At 75.2% G+C, this 18,583-nt stretch carries 14 protein-coding genes; 6 read left to right on the top strand and 8 right to left on the bottom strand.

Going from position 1 to position 18,583, the window contains the following annotated elements; genetic code table 11:
• Window positions 1-201: 201 nt before the first annotated feature.
• The 4 genes from galT to ABT006_RS07630 form a co-directional block, all read right to left on the bottom strand.
• Window positions 202-1,278, bottom strand: coding sequence for a galactose-1-phosphate uridylyltransferase (gene galT / locus ABT006_RS07645; RefSeq protein ID WP_350703961.1), 1,077 nt, complete (start codon window positions 1,276-1,278; stop codon window positions 202-204).
• A complete protein-coding gene (locus tag ABT006_RS07640) occupies window positions 1,275-2,096 on the bottom strand; it encodes a DeoR/GlpR family DNA-binding transcription regulator (protein ID WP_350703959.1) in 822 nt (273 codons plus the stop codon). The genes galT and ABT006_RS07640 overlap by 4 nt, the downstream gene beginning before the upstream one ends.
• Before the next feature lie 103 nt (window positions 2,097-2,199).
• Window positions 2,200-3,729: an adenylyl-sulfate kinase gene (gene cysC, locus ABT006_RS07635; RefSeq protein WP_350703957.1), complete on the bottom strand. Its 1,530-nt coding sequence runs from the start codon at window positions 3,727-3,729 to the stop codon at window positions 2,200-2,202.
• A gap of 138 nt (window positions 3,730-3,867) precedes the next feature.
• Entirely contained in the window at window positions 3,868-5,370 is a 1,503-nt protein-coding gene (locus ABT006_RS07630) for a glycosyltransferase (RefSeq protein WP_350703956.1), read from the bottom strand.
• A gap of 225 nt (window positions 5,371-5,595) precedes the next feature.
• On the opposite strand from ABT006_RS07630, the gene ABT006_RS07625 reads away from it, so the two are divergent.
• The 5 genes from ABT006_RS07625 to ABT006_RS07605 all read left to right on the top strand — a co-directional run bounded on the left by ABT006_RS07625 (window position 5,596) and on the right by ABT006_RS07605 (window position 9,792).
• A complete protein-coding gene (locus ABT006_RS07625) occupies window positions 5,596-6,510 on the top strand; it encodes an ABC transporter ATP-binding protein (RefSeq protein ID WP_350703954.1) in 915 nt (304 codons plus the stop codon).
• A complete protein-coding gene (locus tag ABT006_RS07620; protein ID WP_350703952.1) occupies window positions 6,503-7,381 on the top strand; it encodes an ABC transporter permease in 879 nt (292 codons plus the stop codon). Before ABT006_RS07625 ends, ABT006_RS07620 begins: the two co-directional genes overlap by 8 nt.
• On the top strand, window positions 7,378-8,337 hold the full coding sequence (locus ABT006_RS07615) for an ABC transporter ATP-binding protein (protein ID WP_350703950.1): 960 nt from the start codon (window positions 7,378-7,380) through the stop codon (window positions 8,335-8,337). Before ABT006_RS07620 ends, ABT006_RS07615 begins: the two co-directional genes overlap by 4 nt.
• A 2-nt stretch (window positions 8,338-8,339) precedes the next feature.
• Entirely contained in the window at window positions 8,340-9,050 is a 711-nt protein-coding gene (locus ABT006_RS07610; protein ID WP_350703948.1) for an ABC transporter permease, read from the top strand.
• Window positions 9,051-9,165: 115 nt separating this feature from the next.
• Window positions 9,166-9,792, top strand: coding sequence for a hypothetical protein (locus ABT006_RS07605; RefSeq protein ID WP_350703947.1), 627 nt, complete (start codon window positions 9,166-9,168; stop codon window positions 9,790-9,792).
• A gap of 39 nt (window positions 9,793-9,831) precedes the next feature.
• Here ABT006_RS07605 and valS read toward each other — a convergent pair whose 3' ends face one another.
• Window positions 9,832-12,396, bottom strand: a complete 2,565-nt coding sequence (gene valS / locus ABT006_RS07600) for a valine--tRNA ligase (protein WP_350703945.1) — start codon at window positions 12,394-12,396, stop codon at window positions 9,832-9,834.
• A 56-nt stretch (window positions 12,397-12,452) separates the two neighbouring features.
• Between valS and ABT006_RS07595 the strand changes: the two genes are divergently transcribed.
• On the top strand, window positions 12,453-13,112 hold the full coding sequence (locus ABT006_RS07595; RefSeq protein WP_350703943.1) for a nitroreductase family protein: 660 nt from the start codon (window positions 12,453-12,455) through the stop codon (window positions 13,110-13,112).
• Between the two features lie 63 nt (window positions 13,113-13,175).
• Here the strand turns inward: ABT006_RS07595 and ABT006_RS07590 are convergent, their stop codons facing one another.
• From ABT006_RS07590 to ABT006_RS07580, 3 genes are all read right to left on the bottom strand, one after another.
• Complete coding sequence (locus ABT006_RS07590) at window positions 13,176-14,753, bottom strand: trypsin-like serine protease (protein ID WP_350703941.1); 1,578 nt, start codon at window positions 14,751-14,753, stop codon at window positions 13,176-13,178.
• Between the two features lie 136 nt (window positions 14,754-14,889).
• A complete protein-coding gene (locus ABT006_RS07585; RefSeq protein ID WP_350703939.1) occupies window positions 14,890-16,758 on the bottom strand; it encodes an ABC transporter ATP-binding protein in 1,869 nt (622 codons plus the stop codon).
• A complete protein-coding gene (locus ABT006_RS07580; protein WP_350703937.1) occupies window positions 16,755-18,575 on the bottom strand; it encodes an ABC transporter ATP-binding protein in 1,821 nt (606 codons plus the stop codon). Before ABT006_RS07580 ends, ABT006_RS07585 begins: the two co-directional genes overlap by 4 nt.
• Window positions 18,576-18,583 lie beyond the last annotated feature (8 nt).

The raw sequence follows: 18,583 nt of genomic DNA, 5'->3' as shown, positions 1-18,583 counted from the left end.
TCGCCTCGCGGCAAGCGTGCCGATCAGCCAGCCTTCCCGGCTGTCGCGCACAGCCAGCCGTCCCTTCCCTGCGGGGGGCCCTGTCCCGGGCCCCCCGCGCCCTGTCTGCCACCTCCGCCGGCCGGCCTCCGGCTGTCGGCCGATGGTGCCGCCAGAGGTGGTGAAGGGCCTCCCGTGGGCGTCAACCGGGGTGCCCTTGCCTCATCCGGCACGGAGCAGTTCGGCGGCACGTTCCGGGGCGATGTCGTTGATGAAGACGCCCATGCCGGACTCCGAGCCGGCCAGGTACTTCAGCTTGCCCCGGGCCCGCCGGATGCTGAACAGTTGCAGGTGCAGGTGGCCCAGCTCGCGGTCGGCGCGTACCGGGGCCTGGTGCCAGGCGGCGATGTAGGGCATCGGCAGGTCGAACAGCCCGTCGAAGCGGCGCAGGACGTCCAGGTAGAGCGGCCCGAAGGCGTCCCGCTCGGCGTCGTCGAGCGCCGGGATGTCCGGCACCGGCCGGTGCGGGGCCACGTGCACCTCGAACGGCCAGCGCGCGGCGGCCGGAACGTACGCGGTCCAGTGTTCGTTGGCGGCGACCACCCGGTCGCCCGCGGCCCGTTCGGCGGCGAGCACGTCGGCGTAGAGGTTGCGTCCGCCGGTGCGGTCGGCGTGCCGGCGGGCGGCGGCCAGCATCGCCCGGGTGCGCGGCGTCACGAAGGGGTACGCGTAGACCTGACCGTGCGGGTGGTGCAGCGTCACCCCGATCTCCACGCCCCGGTTCTCGAACGGGAAGACCTGCTCCACGCCGGGCAGCTCGCTCAGCGCGGCGGTCCGGTCGGCGAGCGCGTCCAGCACGGTACGCACCCGGCGCGGCGGCAGGCCGGCGAAGGAGGCATTGTGGTCGTCGGTGAAGCAGACCACCTCGCAACGGCCCCGGCCGGGCCGGACCGGGGTGAACGGCGTGATCTCGGCCGGCTCGTCGGCCACCCGGCCGCTCAGCGAGGGGAACCGGTTCTCGAAGACGGCGACGTCGTAGTCGGGGGCGGGGATCTCGCTGAGCCGGTCGGCGGTGGTGGGGCAGAGCGGGCACTGGTCGGCCGGCGGGAGGAAGGTGCGGGTCTGCCGGTGCACGGCGACCGCCACCCACTCGTCGGTCAGCGGGTCGTGGCGCAGCTGCGACGCGGGCGGCAGCGGGGGAAGCTCGCGCCGGTCCGGCTGGTCGCGGACGGCGTCGTCCCGCTCGTCGAAGTAGATCAGTTCGCGGCCGTCGGCCAGCTCGATCGCGGTGCGCTTCATCGCGCCGCCCCCGTCGCCGTCGGCGTGGCCGCCCGCGCCCCGTCCGCCGCCGGCACGACCACCAGTTGGCCCACCCGGTCGTCGAGCGAGCGCCGCGCCTCGGGAGGCAACCGGTCGTCGGTGACCAGCACGTGGGCGGCGGAGAGCTCGACGATGGCGGAGATGCCGACCGTGCCCCACTTGGTGTGGTCGGCGAGCACCACCAGCCGGTCGGCGGCGGCCACCAACGCCCGGTCGGTCTCCGCCTCCATCAGGTTGGGCGTGGTGAACCCGGCCCGCTCGCTGATCCCGTGCACGCCGAGGAAGAGCAGGTCCAGGTGCAGCGACCGGATCGCGCCGACGGCCAGCGGCCCGACCAGGGCGTCGGACGGCGTACGCACCCCGCCGGTGAGCACCACGGTCTGGTCCGGGCGGCCCCCGACGTGCAGGATCTCGGCCACCGGCAGCGAGTTGGTGACCACGGTCAGGCCCGGCACGTCGACCAGCCGGCGGGCCAGCTCGGCGGTGGTGGTGCCGGCTGACAGGGCGATCGCCGCGCCCGGCCGGACCAGTTCCGCGGCCCGCGCCGCGATGGCCGCCTTCTCCGCCAACTGCCGCACCGACTTGGCCCGGAACCCCGGCTCGTCGGTCGAGCCGGGGCCGGCGACCGTGGCGCCGCCGTGCACCTTGGCCAGCAGGCCACGCTCGTGCAGCGTCTCCAGGTCGCGCCGGATGGTCATGTCGGAGACGCCGAACTCGACGGCCAGGTCGGTGACCCGCACCCCGCCGGTGGCGCGCACCCGGTCCAGGATGGCCGCCTGGCGCTGCTGAGCCAGCATCCGTCGCACCTCCGTGCCCCCGCGCTCTCACGCGGTCGAACGTGTTCGAACAAAGACGAACACTAGCGCGGAGGGGCGACCCGCGGAAGGAGACAGGGGCGGATCAGATGGACTGGAGCTTGGGCTCGACCCAGCCGGTCTCGGTCAGGTGGTGCAGGACGGCCTGGACCGCCTCGTCGACCGTCAGGTCGCTGGTGTCGACGACCAGGTCCGCGTCGGTCGGCTCCTCGTAGGGGTCGTCGATGCCGGTCATCCCGGTGAGCAGGCCCGCCCGGGCCCGGGCGTACAGGCCCTTGCGGTCGCGCTGCTCGCAGACCTCCAGCGGGGTCGCGACGTGCACCAGCAGGAAACCGGCCCCGGCGGCCAGGGCCATCTCCCGGGCGGTCGCGCGCGCCTGGGCGTACGGGGCGATCGGGCAGCAGATGCCGACGCCGCGGTGCCGGGCGATCTCGGCGGCCACCCAGCCGATCCGCCGCACGTTGAGGTCGCGGTCGGCCTTGCCGAAGCCCAGGCCGGCGGAGAGCTCCCGGCGCACCACGTCGCCGTCGAGCAGCGTGATCGTCCGGTCGCCCTGCTCGCGCAGCGCGTCGGCGAGGCCGCGCGCGATCGTCGACTTGCCGGAGCCGGAGAGCCCCGTCAGGAAGACCACCAGGCCCCGGTGCCGCCGGGGCGGACGGGCCCGGGCCAGCTCCCTCGCCACCGCCGGCGGGGTGTGCCACTCGGGCAGCGGGAAGCCCCGGTCCAGCAGGTCGTCGATCTCCGCCTGCGTCAGGGCCAGGCGCCGGTTGCGCGGCGGGATGTCCTCCCGCCAGCGCCACTGCCCGTCGCGGTTGTCGTAGGCCAGCTCGCGCGGCACCAGCACCCGCAGGCCCGCGCCCGAGAGCATCTCACCGGTGGAGAGCAGGTGCGTCACCCCGTACGCCGCCGACACCCGGGCCCGCAGCAGGGCGTCGCTGATCTCGTCGCGGCGCCGGCTGAGCGGCACGGCGACCAGCGTGGCCGGCGGCATCCGGTCCCGGGCGGCGAAGATGCCACGCACCAGCGCCTCCGGGGGCAGCCCACCGACGCCGTCCTCGCCGACGGGGATCATCACCAGCAGGTGGGCGCCGAGGGTGCGGGCGGCGTGGGCGATCTGGGCGAGCTGCGGCCGGTGCAGCGGGCGGTCGGCGACCACCCCGAGCACCCGGCCGGGCGGCAGCAGCGCGCGTACCTCCTCGGGGGTGCGGCGCAGCCGCTGGAACGGGCCGTGGCCGCCGTCGCCGAGCCGGCGGACCGTGCCCCCGACGCCCGCCACCCCGTCGCGGACCTGCCAGGCGTCGGCGACCTCCAGCGCCGCGACCGGCGCGCCCTCGCCGTCGGTCAGCACCAGGGTGCGGCGCGCCTCGTCGCGCGGGTCCAGGCCCTGGGCGAGCGCCGCGGGCACCTGGAGCGTCACCGGCACCGGCCACGGGGCGCCGTCGGCGAGCCGGCCCCGGCGGCTCACCGAGACCAGGTCGGCGCGGGTCATGAAGCCGGTCAGCGGGGCGTACGCCCCGGTCAGCAGCAGCTCCAGGTCGGCGAGCTCGCCGGGGCGCGGCGTGTACGCCGGCGCGTCCCGGAGCACCTCGTCGGGCACCACCCAGCCGTTGCTCATCCATCCCCCAACCCGCTGACCGGCACACAGTTTCTCAGCCTGTCGGCGATCGGTCGAGAGCGCCACTCCACGCCGCGCCGCGCCCGGCGGCCCGGCCGGAGGCTCTCGGCGGTGGGCGGGTCGCCGCCGGCGTTCCGGTCAGCGCCGTCCGATCCGGCGCCGGACGGCCCGGCGCAACCGGGTCCAGAGCGCCCGTTCGTCCTCCACCGCCGGGGCGGCGCCGTCGCCGGCCGGACGCAGCACCAGCGGCAGCCGGGTGTCCTCGGTCCACCCGGCGCAGGTGACCCGGGCCTTCAGCGACCAGGTGCCCACGTCGAGGGCGGCGCCGTCGACCGTGGCGACGGCACGGTGCACGAGGTGCCGCTCGCCGGCGGGGCCGGGCACCCAGCGGGTGTCGGAGGTGACCGGCAGGAGGACCTCCTCGCTCGTCTCCCGGCGTCGGGCGACGACGTCCAGCCTGCTCCGGCCCAGCGCGGCCGTCATGTCCCGCAGCACCGGGTCGAGGCCGTCGACGGGCAGCACCAGCAGGTCCCGGTCGCCGTCCGCGGCGAAGGTGACGGGGCGGCCGGCGGATTCCAGCCGGGCGGAGACGGTGACCGTCAGCGCCGTACCGGCCACCTCGTGGCGGTCGACGGTGCCGGCGGCGCGGACGCCCGTCTCCCACTCGGCCAGCCGGCGCAGGTCCGCGACCCGGCCCTGCTCGGCGAGGTGCGCCAGCACCCGTTGCAGCGGGGGCAGGCCGGCGGCGACCCCGGGCGCGAAGCGCTCCCGGATCACCCCCTGGATCTCCCGGACGACCTGCGCGAGCCACTCCTCGGGGGCGTCGAGCATCCGCCGGCCGCGTACCCGGTTGAGCATCTCGTTGCGCAGCCAGCGCCGGTGCAGCCGGTCGCGCAGCGGCCCCGGCTCGGTGTGCGCGTCGACGATGTCGAGCGCCTCCCGCAGGCTGGCGTAGTACTCCGCCGGGTCCAGCCGGGTCGCCGTGACGTTCCCGGCGTCGCCGCGCCGGGTGTGGTGGTAGCAGGTGTAGTCCGACAGCACGCACGTCCGCCGCGACAGGAAGTACGACCGGACCACCATCCGGTGGTCCTCCAGGCGCCGCGGCGACCCCTCCGGGAACCGCAGCCCGTGCTCGTCGAGGAAGGCGCGACGGAACATCTTGTGGCAGGTGAGACTGTCGATCAGCGGCGAGTTGGCCAGCGTGGCGTCGAACCGGTTCCGCCGGAACAGCTCGCGCGGCACGCCGCGCCCGTGCCCGGCCATCCGGCCGACCACCACGTCGGCGTCGTGCGTCCGCGCGCAGTCGTGCAGCCGTTCGAGCGCCTCGTCGCCGAGCCAGTCGTCGTCGTCGGCGAACAGCACGTACTCGCCCCGGGCCTGCGCCACACCGAGGTTGCGCGGCCGGGACGGCCAGCCCGAGTTCTCGATCCGCAGCACCCGGAAGTGCGGGTGCGCGGCGGCGAGTTCCGCCAGCCGGGCGGGGGTGCCGTCGGTCGAGCCGTCGTCGACGAAGACCGCCTCGAACTCCGCCGGAGGCAGTGACTGGCGCAGCAGCGAGGCCACCAGCTTCTCGATGTGCGGCCCGCTGTCGTGCGTGGGCACCACCACGCTCACCTTGGGCGACCCCGTACCGCCGATCATGCTCTCTCCCGTGTGTCGGTCGGCCCCGGTGGATTCCGGTCCACCCCGGGCAGCGTGCACCGCTCTAGAGTGGACGCCTTTCCCGCCGTCCTGGTTGCGCGGAGATTTCCGCGGAGGTTCCCCGGTGTGGGGCGCGGACCCTAGGGGGCGTGGGCGGCAAGGATCAGGGGAGCGCCGGGGGCGTGCCGCTCCCAGCAGGGGCGTCGGCCTCCTACGCTGGACGTCGTGACACTGATCGCGACCGAGTCGCTGACCAAGACGTACGGGGGTGGGGTCACCGCGCTGGCCGACCTGACCGTCGCGGTCGAGCCGGGGATCATCGGACTGGTCGGCGCGAACGGCGCCGGCAAGTCCACGCTGATCAAGATCCTGCTCGGCCTCCTCGCCCCGACCAGCGGGCGGGTCCGGGTACTCGGGCTCGACCCGACCACCGACTCCGCCGGGGTCCGCGCCCGGGTCGGCTACATGCCCGAGCACGACGCCCTGCCGCCGGACCTCTCGGCCGCCGAGCTGGTCACCCACCTCGGTCGGATCAGCGGGCTGCCGCGTACGGTCGCCCGCGAGCGGGCCTCCGAGGCGCTGCGGCACGTCGGGCTCTACGAGGAGCGCTACCGCCCGGTCGGCGGCTACTCCACGGGCATGAAGCAGCGGGTGAAGCTCGCCCAGGCCCTGGTGCACGACCCCGACCTGCTGCTGCTCGACGAGCCGACCAACGGCCTCGACCCGGCCGGCCGGGACGCCATGCTGGCCCTGGTGCACCGGATCGGCACCGAGTTCGGCATCTCCGTGCTGGTCTGCTCGCACCTGCTCGGCGAGGTGGAGCGGATCTGCGACACGCTGGTCGCCATCGACGGCGGGCGGCTGCTGCGGGCCGACCACATCTCCGCCATGACGTCGGCCACCGACGTGCTCGCCGTCGAGGTCAGCGAGGGCACCGAGGAGCTGGCCGCCCGGCTCGCCGCTCTGCGCCTGCCGGTACGCCGGGACGGGCGGCTGCTGCTCGTCGAACTCGCCGACGACGCCACCTACGACCTCATCCTCGGCGCGGTCGCCGAGCTGGACCTGCCGCTGCACCGGCTGGACCAGCGCCGGCACCGGGTCGCCGAGCTCTTCGCCACGAGGGAGCCCAGCCATGCCTGAGCCCACCGGTGTCATCCACGACATCGGATACCAGCGCTACACCGGCCCCCGCCTGGGGCGTCGGCAGGTCTTCGGCGCGCTCTACCTGCACGGGCTGCGTACGGCGTTCGGGTTCGGGCGCAGCGCCAAGGCCAAGATCTTCCCCTGGCTGGTGGTCGGCATCGTCACCGTGGTGGCCGCGGGCCTCACCGCGGTGCGCAGCCAGATCGGCGAGGCGGTGATGACGTACGCCCAGTTCGCCGACAACATGAGCTGGCTGGTCATCTTCTTCGTCGCGGTGGTCGCCCCCGAGCTGGTCTCCCGGGACCTGCGCAGCGGGGTGCTGCCCCTCTACTTCTCCCGGCCGCTGCCCCGGTCGGACTACCCGCTGGCCAAGCTGCTGGCGCTGGTGACCGCGCTCTGGCTGCTGCTCGGCGGCCCGCAGCTGGTGATGTTCCTGGGCGCCGCCTTCACCACCGACGACGGCATGCGCGGAGTCTGGAACGAGCTGCTCGACCTGCTGCCGGGACTGCTCTACGCCGGGCTCTGGGCGGTGGTCTTCGCCTCGGTCGGCCTGCTGGTCGCGTCGCTGACCGGCAAGCGGGCGTTCGCGGCCGGCGGGATCGTGGCGGTGTTCCTGATGACCACCCCGGTCGTCGGCACCCTGTCGATCATGCCGTCCCGGACGGTCAACGAGCTGGCCTTCCTCGCCTCGCCGTCCACGCTGGTGCGGGGCGTCGGCGACTGGACCCTCGGCGACCTGCTTCCCAAGGGACAGGAGGGGCTCATGATCGGCGACTTCGGCCCGGTCTACGCGGCCGCCGCCGTGCTGCTGGTGGCCGGCTGCGTCGCCCTGCTGCTGCTGCGATACCGGAAGGTGGCCGCCCGATGACCACGACGAGCGCCGACCCCGCGGCGGGGGCCGCGACCGCCGCCGCCAGCACCCTGGACCTCGCCGGGGTCTCCCGCTGGTACGGCAACGTGGTGGCGGTCAACGACGTCAGCATGACCCTCGGCCCCGGCGTCACCGGGCTGCTCGGCCCGAACGGCGCGGGCAAGACCACCCTGCTGCACATGATGGCCGGCTTCCTGGCCCCGTCGCGCGGCGCGGTGACCCTGGACGGCCGGCCCACCTGGCGCAACCCGGAGGTCTACCGCCGGCTGGGCCTGGTGAGCGAGCGGGAGGCGGTGCACACGTTCCTCACCGCGTACGAGTTCGTGCTGGCCAGCGCGAAGCTGCACCGGCTGCCGGACCCGGCGGCGGCGGCCCGCCGGGCGATCGCCCTGGTGGAGATGGAGGCGGCGCAGGACCGCCGGATCGGCACGTACTCCAAGGGCATGCGGCAGCGCGCCCGGGTGGCCGCCGCGCTCGTGCACGAGCCGCAGGTGCTGCTGCTGGACGAGCCGTTCAACGGGATGGACCCGCGTCAGCGGCTGCACATGATGGAGCTGCTGCACCGCCTCGGCGACGCCGGCCGGACGATCCTGTTCAGCTCGCACATCCTGGAGGAGGTCGAGCAGGTCTCCGGCACCGTCCAGGTGATGGTCGCCGGCCGGCTCGCCGCCTCCGGCGACTTCCGCACCATCCGCCGGCTGATGACCAACCGGCCGCACGTCTTCGCCGTCCACTCCACCGACGATCGGGCGCTCGCCGTGGCGCTGATGGCGGAGGCGTCGGTGACCGGGGTGGAGCTGGGCCGCGCGGGGCTGACCGTGCGGGCCGGCGACTACGGCGCGTTCACCCGCGCGCTGCCGAAGATCGCCCTGACCAAGGGCATCCGGGTCCGGCAACTGGTGCCCGAGGACGAGTCCCTGGAGAGCGTCTTCTCCTACCTGGTGGAGGCCTGAGCATGTCTACCGTTTCCTGGATCACCGCGCGGGGGCTGTTCGGGCGTCGCCGGTTCCTCCTGCTGGTGCCGCTCCCGGCGGTGCTGGTGCTGCTCGCCGTGCTCTCCCGCTCGCTCGGGGTGGACCCGGGCGAGTGGGGCCCGCCGGTGCTGGTCGGCCTCGGCCTGGCCGTGGTGCTGCCGGTGGTCGCGTTGATCGTCGGCACCGGCGTGCTGGGGGCCGAGATCGACGACGGCACGGTCGTGCACATCCTGACCAAGCCGCTGCCGCGCTGGCAGATCGTGCTGCCGAAGCTGGCGGTGGCCACCGGCGTCACGGCGGTCACCGTCGCCGTGCCGCTCTACGTCGCGGGCGTGCTCGCCCACTCGGTACGCCTCGGCCTGGCGCTCGCCGCCGCGGCGGCGGTCGGTGCGCTGGCGTACTCGGCGCTGTTCCTGGCGCTGAGCCTGCTCACCCGGCGGCCCGTGCTGCTCGGCCTGGTCTACGTGCTCATCTGGGAGGGGCTGCTCGGCAACGTCGTCACCGGCACCCAGGTGCTCTCCATCCAGCAGTACGTGATCGCCCTCGCCGACCGGCTGGCCCCCACCGGGCTGCTGGAGGCCAGCGTCTCGGTGCCCGTGGTGGCGGTGATGACCGCGCTGATCAGCGTTGGCTTCACCGTGCTGGCGATCGACCGGCTCCGCTCGTTCAGCGTGGCCGGCGAGACGAGCTGACCCTCCGCGTGACGGCCGTCCGGGCGGCCCGACCCCCGATGGTAGGGCTGGCCGGATGGACCGGGCCGCGCCGCCGGGCGAGGCTGTGGAAGTGAGTGCGGAAGCGGGTCTGGTCATGTCGCGCGATTCCTACCCCGGTGCCGGCCGGCACCGGCTGGTCAGCCTGGCGGTCGCCGGGCTCGCGGCGGCGGCGACCACCACGGCCGCCCAGGCCAGCGGGCACTTCCACTGGTGGGCGGGGTTCGTGCTGATCCCCGGGGCACTGATCGCCGCCGTCGGCGGGCCGCTGCTGGCCCGGGGCGGCGGGCGTGCCTTCGCCGGCTACGTGGTCGCCTGTCTCGGCGCGCTGGTGTTCGCGGTCGGGGCGCTGCTGATGTTCGGGGCGTTCGGCAGGGGCTGGCCGCTGATGGTCATCCTGCCGTGCCTGGCGGTCGCCGGCACCTACCACTGGCGGCCGGTCCACCCGCTGGCCCGGGGGCTGCACCGGGCGGTCGCCCTGCTGGCGCTGGCCGGCGCCCTGCTGCTCGGCGGGACGCTGCAACTGACCCGCGCCGGCCTGGTCGACGTGGGGACCGCCCCCATGTGGGGCGCGTTCCTGATGCTGGCCGGGGTGATCGTGCTGGGAAACGCCGTCGAGCTGACCCGGCACCGGATGCCGTACCGGCTCCAGGCGATCACCCTGCTGGTCGGCCCCGCCGTCGCCGCCTTCCTGCTCGGCCTGCGCCTGCTGCGCGGCTGGTGACCCCCCGCCGCGCCCCGTCGGGGCGCGGCGGGGCCGCGCTCAGAAGGCGCAGGCGATCACCAGCTCGGTGGTGCGATCGGGGAGCAGGTCCAGTTTCGTGATCCGGCCGGCGGCGCGGAGGTCGTCGGCGACCGTGGTGAGCTGGTCCAGCAGGGCCGCCGGGCCGAGCGCCTCGGCCAGCGGCACCTCCGCCCGCATCGACAGTTTCCGCTCCGACTTGGCCCGGCGCACCTGGCTGAGCGCGTCCCCGGCCAGCCGCAGCAGCTCCGGCTCGCCGGTGCCCTCGATCGCCCGGCCCACCTCGTACGTGGTCGGCCAGGGCGCGCGGTGCACCGAGCCGTAGCGCCACCAGGACCAGACCTCCTCGGTCGCGTACGGCAGCACCGGGGCGAACAGCCGCAACTGCACCGAGAGCGTGGTGGCCAGCGCCGCCCGGGCCGAGTCCGCCCCCGGCCCGGAGCCGTAGGCGCGCTCCTTCACCAGCTCGATGTAGTCGTCGCAGAACCGCCAGAAGAACGACTCGGCCGCCTGCAACGCCGCCGTGTGGTCGTACGCCTCCAGCGCGGCGGTCGCGGCGGCGACCACGCCGGACAGTTCGGCGAGCATGGCGCGGTCCAGCGGCTCGGTCGCCGGGGCGCGCAACGCGTCGGCGGCGCCCAGCCCGAGGGCGAACCTCGACGCGTTGAGCAGCTTGGTGGCCAGCCGCCGGCCGACCTTGATCTGGGCCGGGTCGAAGGCGAGGTCCATGCCCGGCTTGCCGTTCGCCGCCCAGTACCGCACCGCGTCGGAGCCGTGCTGCTCCAGCAACGCCATCGGGGTGACCACGTTGCCCTTGGACTTGGACATCTTCTTGCGGTCCGGGTCCAGGATCCAGCCGGAGAGCACCGTGTCCCGCCAGGGCAGCACCCCGTGCTCCAGGTGCGAGCGGACCACGGTGGAGAAGAGCCAGGTACGGATGATCTCCTGCCCCTGCGGGCGCAGGTCCATCGGGAAGACCCGCGCGAACAGGTCCGGGTCGGTCTCCCAGCCGCCCACGATCTGCGGGGTCAGCGACGAGGTGGCCCAGGTGTCGAGCACGTCCGGGTCGCCGACGAAGCCACCCGGCCGGCCACGCCGGGACTCCTCGAACCCGGGCGGGGCGTCGCTGGACGGGTCGACCGGCAGCGCGGACTCGTCCGGCGTGAGAGGGTGCGTGTAGTCCGGCTCGCCAGCGTCGTCGAGCCGGTACCACACCGGCACCGGCACGCCGAAGAAGCGCTGCCGGCTGACCAGCCAGTCACCGGTCAGGCCGCCCACCCAGTGCTCGTAGCGGTGCCGCATGTGCTCCGGCACCCAGCGCAGCTCCCCGCCCCGGGCCAGCAGTTCCTCGCGCAGGGCGACGTCCCGGCCGCCGTTGCGCAGATACCACTGCCGGGTCGAGACGATCTCCAGCGGCCGGTCGCCGCGCTCGTAGAACTTCACCGGGTGGGTGATCGGGCGCGGCTCGCCGACCAGGTCGCCGGCGTCGGCGAGCATCTGCACCAGCGTCCGCCGGGCACCGTTGACGGTCTGCCCGGCCAGCGCCGCGTAGGGCTGCGTCGGCACCCCGGCGGGCGCCTCCGGCAGCAGCCGGCCGTCCCGGCCGATCACCACCCGGGTGTCCAGCCGCAGCTCCCGCCACCAGGTCACGTCGGTCAGATCGCCGAAGGTGCAGACCATCGCGATGCCGGTGCCCTTGGCCGGGTCCGCCAGCGGGTGCGCCCGCACCGGCACCTCGACCCCGAACACCGGCGTACGCGCGGTGCCGCCGACCAGGTCCGCGTACCGCTCGTCGTCGGGGTGGCAGACCAGCGCCACGCAGGCCGGCAGCAGCTCCGGCCGGGTGGTGTCGATCAGCACCTCGCGCCCGGCCGGCCCGGCGAACCGCAGCCGGTGGTACGCCCCGGGCCGCTCCCGGTCCTCCAGCTCCGCCTGGGCGACGGCGGTGGCGAGCCCGACGTCCCACAGCGTCGGGGCCTCCGCCTGGTACGCCTCGCCCCGGGCCAGGTTGCGCAGGAACGCCCGCTGCGAGGTCGCCCGGGCCACCCGCCCGATCGTCGTGTATGTCAGCGTCCAGTCCACGGAGAGCCCGAGCCGCCGCCACAGCGCCTCGAAGACCTGCTCGTCGGCGACCGTCAGCCGCTCGCACAGCTCGATGAAGTTGCGCCGGGAGACCGGCGTCGGGTCCCGGCGGGCGGCGTCGTCGACGGGGGCGGCCGGCGGCATCCACGACGGGTCGTACGGCAGCGTCGGGTCGCAGCGCACGCCGTGGACGTTCTGCACCCGACGCTCGGTCGGCAGGCCGTTGTCGTCCCAGCCCATCGGGTAGAACACCGCCCGCCCGCGCATCCGCTGGAACCGGGCCACGATGTCGGTGTGCGTGTACGAGAAGACGTGGCCCATGTGCAGCTCGCCGGATACGGTCGGCGGCGGGGTGTCGATCGCGTACACGTCGGCCCGCTCCTTCGAGCGGTCGAACGCGTACGTGCCTTCCTCCTGCCAGCGGCGCGCCCAGGTCTCCTCGAGCCCGTCCAGGGTCGGACGCTCGGGGACGCCGGCGCGGGCCGTCCTCGCCGTATCGGTCATCCGTCGATGGTAGGCACCGGCCAACGGCCGGACCACGGGTTAACCGGCGTGCCACGATGGATGTCGTGCCGACACTCCCGCTGAGCCCCGACGAGCTGCTCACCACCACCCGCTCGGTCCGCAGGCGGCTGGACCTCACCCGACCCGTGCCGATGGAACTGGTCCGCGAGTGCCTGGAGATCGCCCTCCAGGCGCCGTCCGGGTCGAACCGGCAGGGCTGGCAGTGGATCGTGGTGACCGACCCGGCGAAGCGGGACCTGATCGGCCGGATCTACCAGCGCGCGGCGCACGGCTACCTCGCCTCGGAGCGCTCGGCCGCCCGGCTCTTCGCCGACGACCCGGAGCGGGCCGAGGTGCAGCGCCGGGTGGGGGAGAGCGTGGCCTGGCTCGCCGACCGGATGGGGCAGGTGCCGGTGCTGCTCGTCCCGTGCATCGAGGTGGACTCCGGCGAGCTGCCGGCCGGCAACCAGGCGGGGCTCTGGGGGTCGGTGCTGCCGGCCGCGTGGAGCTACATGCTCGCCGCCCGGGCGCGCGGCCTCGGCACCGCCTGGACCACGCTGCACCTGGCGTACGAGGCGGAGGTCGCCGAGCTGCTCGGGCTGCCCGCGACCGTGCGCCAGGCCGCGTTGATCCCCACCGCGTTCCACACCGGGGAGGGCTTCCGGCCGGCACGGCGGCGGCCCCTGGACGAGGTCCTGCACGTCGACCGCTGGTGAGCCGTCGGCGCGACGGTCGAGCGGCCCGGTGCCGGCGACCCGGTCGACGGGCCGCCGGCCGGGTCAGCGGGGAGCCGGGCCGCTCAGCGGGCCCTTGGTGGCCAGCCGGATCCGCAGGCCCCCGTAGGTGCGGGCGTTCGCCCGGTCGAGGATCGTGGAGACCGGGGCGTACGAGTTGCGCTCGTTCGGGTTGGTGCACGCGCCCTGCCCCGGGTCGCCGTGCGACAGGATGCCCAGCGCCTTGCCGTCGGCCTCGGTGAAGAGCGGGCCGCCGCTGTCGCCCGGGCGGGCGCAGATGCGCACGTCGATGCCGCCACTGGTCTTGCCGATGATCTCCCCGCAGCGGGTGCCGGGCACGTAGCCGGCCCCGGCGCCCGAGTCGACGTACTGCTCGCCGGCCTTCGGCGTGTACGCCGCCCCGGTGGCGCAGACCACCCAGCCGGGCTGGATGGCGCTCCACGGCACGTGCCCGGTGATCGCCACGTCGCGGCTGCCCCGGGTGGCGCACCCGGTGCTGTCCGGCACGCACCAGTAGTTGACCAGGCTGGGCACCTGCGTCGCCCCCGCCGGGTACGCCCACCGCCCGATCGCGCCCGACTGGTACGGCATGATCGCGTAGTCGTACGGGTAGGCGTTCTCGGCCAGCCCCGACCTCGACGACTCGACCGTCATCGGCACCTTCGGGCCGAGGAACCTGTGCCAGGTGCGGTCCACCAGTTGGTGCCGCCCCCCGACGACGCAGTGCCCCGCCGTCAGCACGTACGGGTCGCGCAGCCCGACGAGCACGTTGAAGCCCGTCGTGCAGCCGCCCACGGTGCCGTCGTCGCGCGGCACGTCCAGCCGGATGCCGCCGCGCATCGGCGCCTGCGCGCAGTCGCGCGGGTCGCAGGCCTTCTGCACCACGGTGTCGGCGACCCGGGCCTGCGCGCGGGCCGGCACCCCGGCGGCGCGCAGCGCGTCGGCCAGCCGGGGATCGTCGGCGGCGATCCGGTCGCCGGTCAGCACGACGACCTCGTTGGCCCGCTCGTCCACCACCACGTCGGCGCCGGCCGTGGCGTCGAGCGCGGTGGCCAGCCGGGTCGCCGCCTCGGTGAGCTGCCGCAGCGGGTGGCGCACCGGCACCACCCGGACGTGCGCCGCGTCCGGCATGCCGGTCAGCGCCGCCCGGACCGGTTCGACGCCGGTGGCGGCGACGGTCAGCACGCCGCCGGCGGTCTGGTCCAGCCACATCCCGCCGTACGCGGCGGGGAACTCCGTGGCGAGCCGGGCGGCCAGCGGCGCGGACAGCTCCTGGAGGGCGAGCCGCCGGGCCGCCTCGCCGGCGTCGACCCGGTAGCGGTCGCGCAGGTAGGAGACCGAGGCGGGGCTGTCGGCGGCGACCTCGGCGGCCGGTCGGGCCCGGAGGGACGCCGCCGCGCCCGGCGTGGCCCCGCCTCCGGGGCGGTTGCCGAGTCCGCTGTCGGCGCGGGCCGGCGCGCCCGTCGGGGCGGCGTCGTCGCCCGGCGACGCCGGGGATTCCTGCGCGGCGGGCGTGGCCGGCGTCCGGCCGGCGTCGCCGAACGGCATCCCGGCGACCGCCGCCGCCCCCAGCGCGCAGGCGACGACCACCCCGGCCACCATCACCCGTCGTCCGAACCGCACTCGCAACCTCCCCCGTCGCCGCCGTCGGGACGACCACCTGGTGGACGCGCCGCTCGGCGCGGTGAGTCTAGTGGCACAGGTGATCTTCGTGGGACCCGCCGGCCGCGTGCGGCGGGGCGACGCCACGGACCGTGGCTCACACCAGCGAGTCGCGCCACTGCCGGTGCAGGGCGGCGTAACGGCCGCCGGCGGCGGCGAGCCGGCCGGGCGGGCCGTCCTCGACGATCCGGCCGCCGTCGAGCACCAGCACCCGGTCGGCCGTCTCCACCGTGGAGAGCCGGTGCGCGATCACCAGGGCGGTGCGGTCGCGCAGGACGGTGCCGAGGGCGCGCTGCACCAGCCGCTCGGTCGGCACGTCCAGCGAGGAGGTCGCCTCGTCCAGGACCAGCACCGCCGGGTCGGCCAGGAACGCCCGGGCGAACGCGACGAGCTGCCGCTGCCCGGCGGAGAGCCGGCCGCCGCGCCGGTGGACCTGCGTGGCGTACCCCTCGGGGAGGGCCGCGATGAAGTCGTGCGCGCCGATCGCCCGGGCGGCGGCCTCCACGGCGGCGTCGTCGGCGCCGGGACGGCCGAACCGGATGTTCTCCGCGACCGTCCCGCCGAAGAGGTGGGTCTCCTGGGTCACCAGCACCACCGCGCGGCGCAGCTCCGCGTCGGCGACCTCGCGCAGGTCGACGCCGTCCAGGCTGACCGTGCCGGCGAGCGGGTCGTGGAACCGGGCGAGCAGCTTGGCGACGGTCGACTTGCCGGCGCCGGTCGGCCCGATCAGCGCCACGGTCTGCCCGGCCGGGACGGCGAGGTCGAGCCCGGCGAGGATGGGCGCGTCCGGCCGGTAGCCGAAGGTGACCGCGCGGAAGGCGACCGCCCCGCGCCCCGGCCCGGCGGGCAGCGGCACGGGCCGGGCCGGCTCGGCCACCGAGGGCCGCTCGTCGAGCACCCCGGCCAGTTTCTCCAGGGCCGCCGTGGCCGACTGCAACGAGTTGTAGAACTGGCTCAGCTCCTGCATCGGCTCGAAGAACCGCCGCAGGTAGAGCAGGAACGCGGCCAGCACCCCGATCTCGGTCGCCCCGCCGAGCACCCGCCAACCGCCGTAGCAGAGCACCACCGCCACGGTCACGTTGCCGATCACCTTGATCCCCGGCGAGTACGTCGCCATCAGCCGGAACGCGTGCCGGCTCGCCACCCGGTAGTCGTCGTTGACCGCCGCGAAGATCCGCTGGTTGCGCGGCTCCCGACGGAACGCCTGCACCGCCCGGATGCCCCGCATCGACTCCACGAAGTGGACGATGACCAGCGCCACGGTCTCCCGGGTGCGCCGCCACGCGTCCGCCGACGCCCGCGCGAACCAGCGGGACAGCCAGAACAGGAACGGGAACGCGAGCAGGGTCACCGCGGCCAGCGGCGGGTCCAGCCAGAGCAGGATGCCGGCCACCGACAGGATCGACAGCACCGCCAGCACCAGGCCGTCGATGCCGCCGCCGACCAGTTCCCCGATCGAGTCCAGGTCGCTGGTGAGCCGGGAGACCATCCGGCCGGAGGTGTACCGCTCGTGGAACGCCACCGACAGGCGCAGGAAGTGGCCGTACACCCGCTGGCGGAGGTCGAGCAGGATGGCCTGGCCGATCCGCGCGGAGAGGGTGAGGAACCCCCGGCGGGCGGCGTACTCGACGACGGTGGCGGCGGCGAACGCGGCGGCGACGGCCAGCAGCGGGCCGGGCTCGCCGGCCCGCAGCGGCGCGATGGCCCGGTCGATGCCGAGCATGACGAGGTACGGCCCGGCCATCGCGGCGGCGTTCTGGCCGAGCAGCAGCGCGACGGCCAGCCCGAGCCGGCGCCGGTGCGGGCGCACCAGGTCGCGCAGCAGCACCCGGCTGCGGGCCCGGAGGCGGGCCACCGCCTCCGGCGTGGTGTCCTCGGCGTGGCTGCGGTCGGCGTCGGGGTCGGTGGCGACGCCGCGCCACCGGGCGAGGTCCGCCCCGCCCGGGTGGGCGGCCCCGCCGGTCACGACCGCACCAGGCCGCGACCGTCGGGCGGCGCCGGGGCCGGCTCGGCGGAGAGCACCGCGCGGTACGCCGGCACGTCGGCGAGCAGCTCGGAGTGCCGCCCGACGGCGGTGATCCGGCCCCCCTCCAGCAGCGCCACCCGGTCGGCGAGGGCGATCGTGGAGGGCCGGTGGACCACCAGCAGTGCGGTCGTGCTGCACAGCACCCGCTTCAACGCGGCCTCCACCAGCGCCTCGGTGTGCACGTCGAGCGCGGAGAGCGGGTCGTCCAGCACGAGCAGCGCCGGCCGGCCGAGCACCGCCCGGGCCAGGGCCAGCCGCTGGCGTTGCCCGCCGGAGAGCGACAGCCCCTGCTCGCCCACCCGGGTGGCCAGCCCCCACGGCAGCTCGTACGCGAAGTCCGCCTGGGCCAGCGTGAGGGCGGCCCGGACCTCGTCCTCCCCGGCCTCCGGCCGGCCCAGGGTGAGGTTCTCCCACACCGACATGGAGAACAGCGTCGGCTCCTCGAAGGCCACCCCGACCAGCCGGCGCAGCGAGGACAGCCGCAGGTCGCGCAGGTCGTGCCCGTCCAGGGTGATCCGGCCACCGGTCACGTCGTGCAGCCGGGGCACCAGGGAGAGCAGCGTGCTCTTGCCGCAGCCGGTCGCCCCGACCAGCGCCACGGTCTCGCCCGGCTCGACGGTCAGGTCGACCTCCCGCAGCACCGGCGTCGTGGTGCCCGGGTAGCGGAACGAGACCCGCTCGAAGCGCAGCCCGCCGCGCACCTCGCCGCGGCGCAGGGCGACCGCGCCCGGGGCGTCCACGATGGCGGGTGGGCTGTCCAGCACCTCCAGCACCCGGTCGGCGGCGGTCGCCGCCTCCTGGCCGTTGGCGACGATCCAGCCCAGCGACTGCACCGGCCAGATCAGCATCAGCTGGAGGCTGACGAACGCGACCAGCTCACCGATGGTCAGCACGCCCCCGGCGGTGGCCGCCGCGCCGGTCACCAGCACCACGCCCAGGGTCAGGTTCGGCACCAGGTCGAGCAGGGCGGAGGTGCGGGCCAGCAGCCGGCCCTTGCCGACCCCGGTGTCGTGCAGCGCCCGGGCGTCGGCCGCGAACCGGGCGGCCAGTTCCCGCCCCCGCCCGTACGCCTTCATCGTGCGCAGCCCCTGCGCGGTCTCCTCGACCAGCGTGGCCACGTCGCCCTGCTGGTCCTGCATCCGGCGGGAGGCGGCGTGGTAGCGCCGGGCGAAGCGCCGGGTGATCAGGAACAGCGGCACCGCGCTCGCCGCCACCAGCAGCCCCAGCGCGGGGTGCAGCCGGATCAGCAGCGCCACCACGGCCAGGTAGGTCACCAGATTGAGGACCAGGAAGAACAGGCCGAAGGAGAGGAACCGGCGCAGCACCGACAGGTCGCTGGTGATCCGGGACAGGAGCTGGCCGGACTGCCACCGGTCGTGGAAGCTGGCCGGCAGCCGCTGCAGGTGGGCGTAGACGTCGGCGCGGATCGCCGCCTCGATCCGCATCGAGGACGACGACTGCACCCAGCGCCGGATGAAGATCAGCAGCGCCTCGACCAGGCCGAGCAGCAGCGCCAGCCCGGCCAGCCGGAACAGCCCGGCCGGGTCCTGCCGGGCGACCGGGCCGTCCACCACCCGCTGCGTCACCAGCGGTACGGCGATGCCCGCCCCGGTGGCGGCGAGCCCGGCCAGCAGCAGCCAGCCGAACTCGGCCGCGTGGGGGCGCAGGTAGTGGCGCAGCCGCCAGAGGTTGCGCAGCGGGTGCGGGCCGGCCTCGACCCCCCGGGGAGCCGGGTTGCCGTCGCCGTCCGCAGGCACTACCCGAC

The sequence above is a fragment of the Micromonospora sp. NPDC002717 genome (assembly GCF_040295705.1).
In the GTDB taxonomy this organism is placed as follows: Bacteria; Actinomycetota; Actinomycetes; order Mycobacteriales; family Micromonosporaceae; genus Micromonospora.
This window is presented reverse-complemented; position numbering and strand designations above follow the sequence as displayed.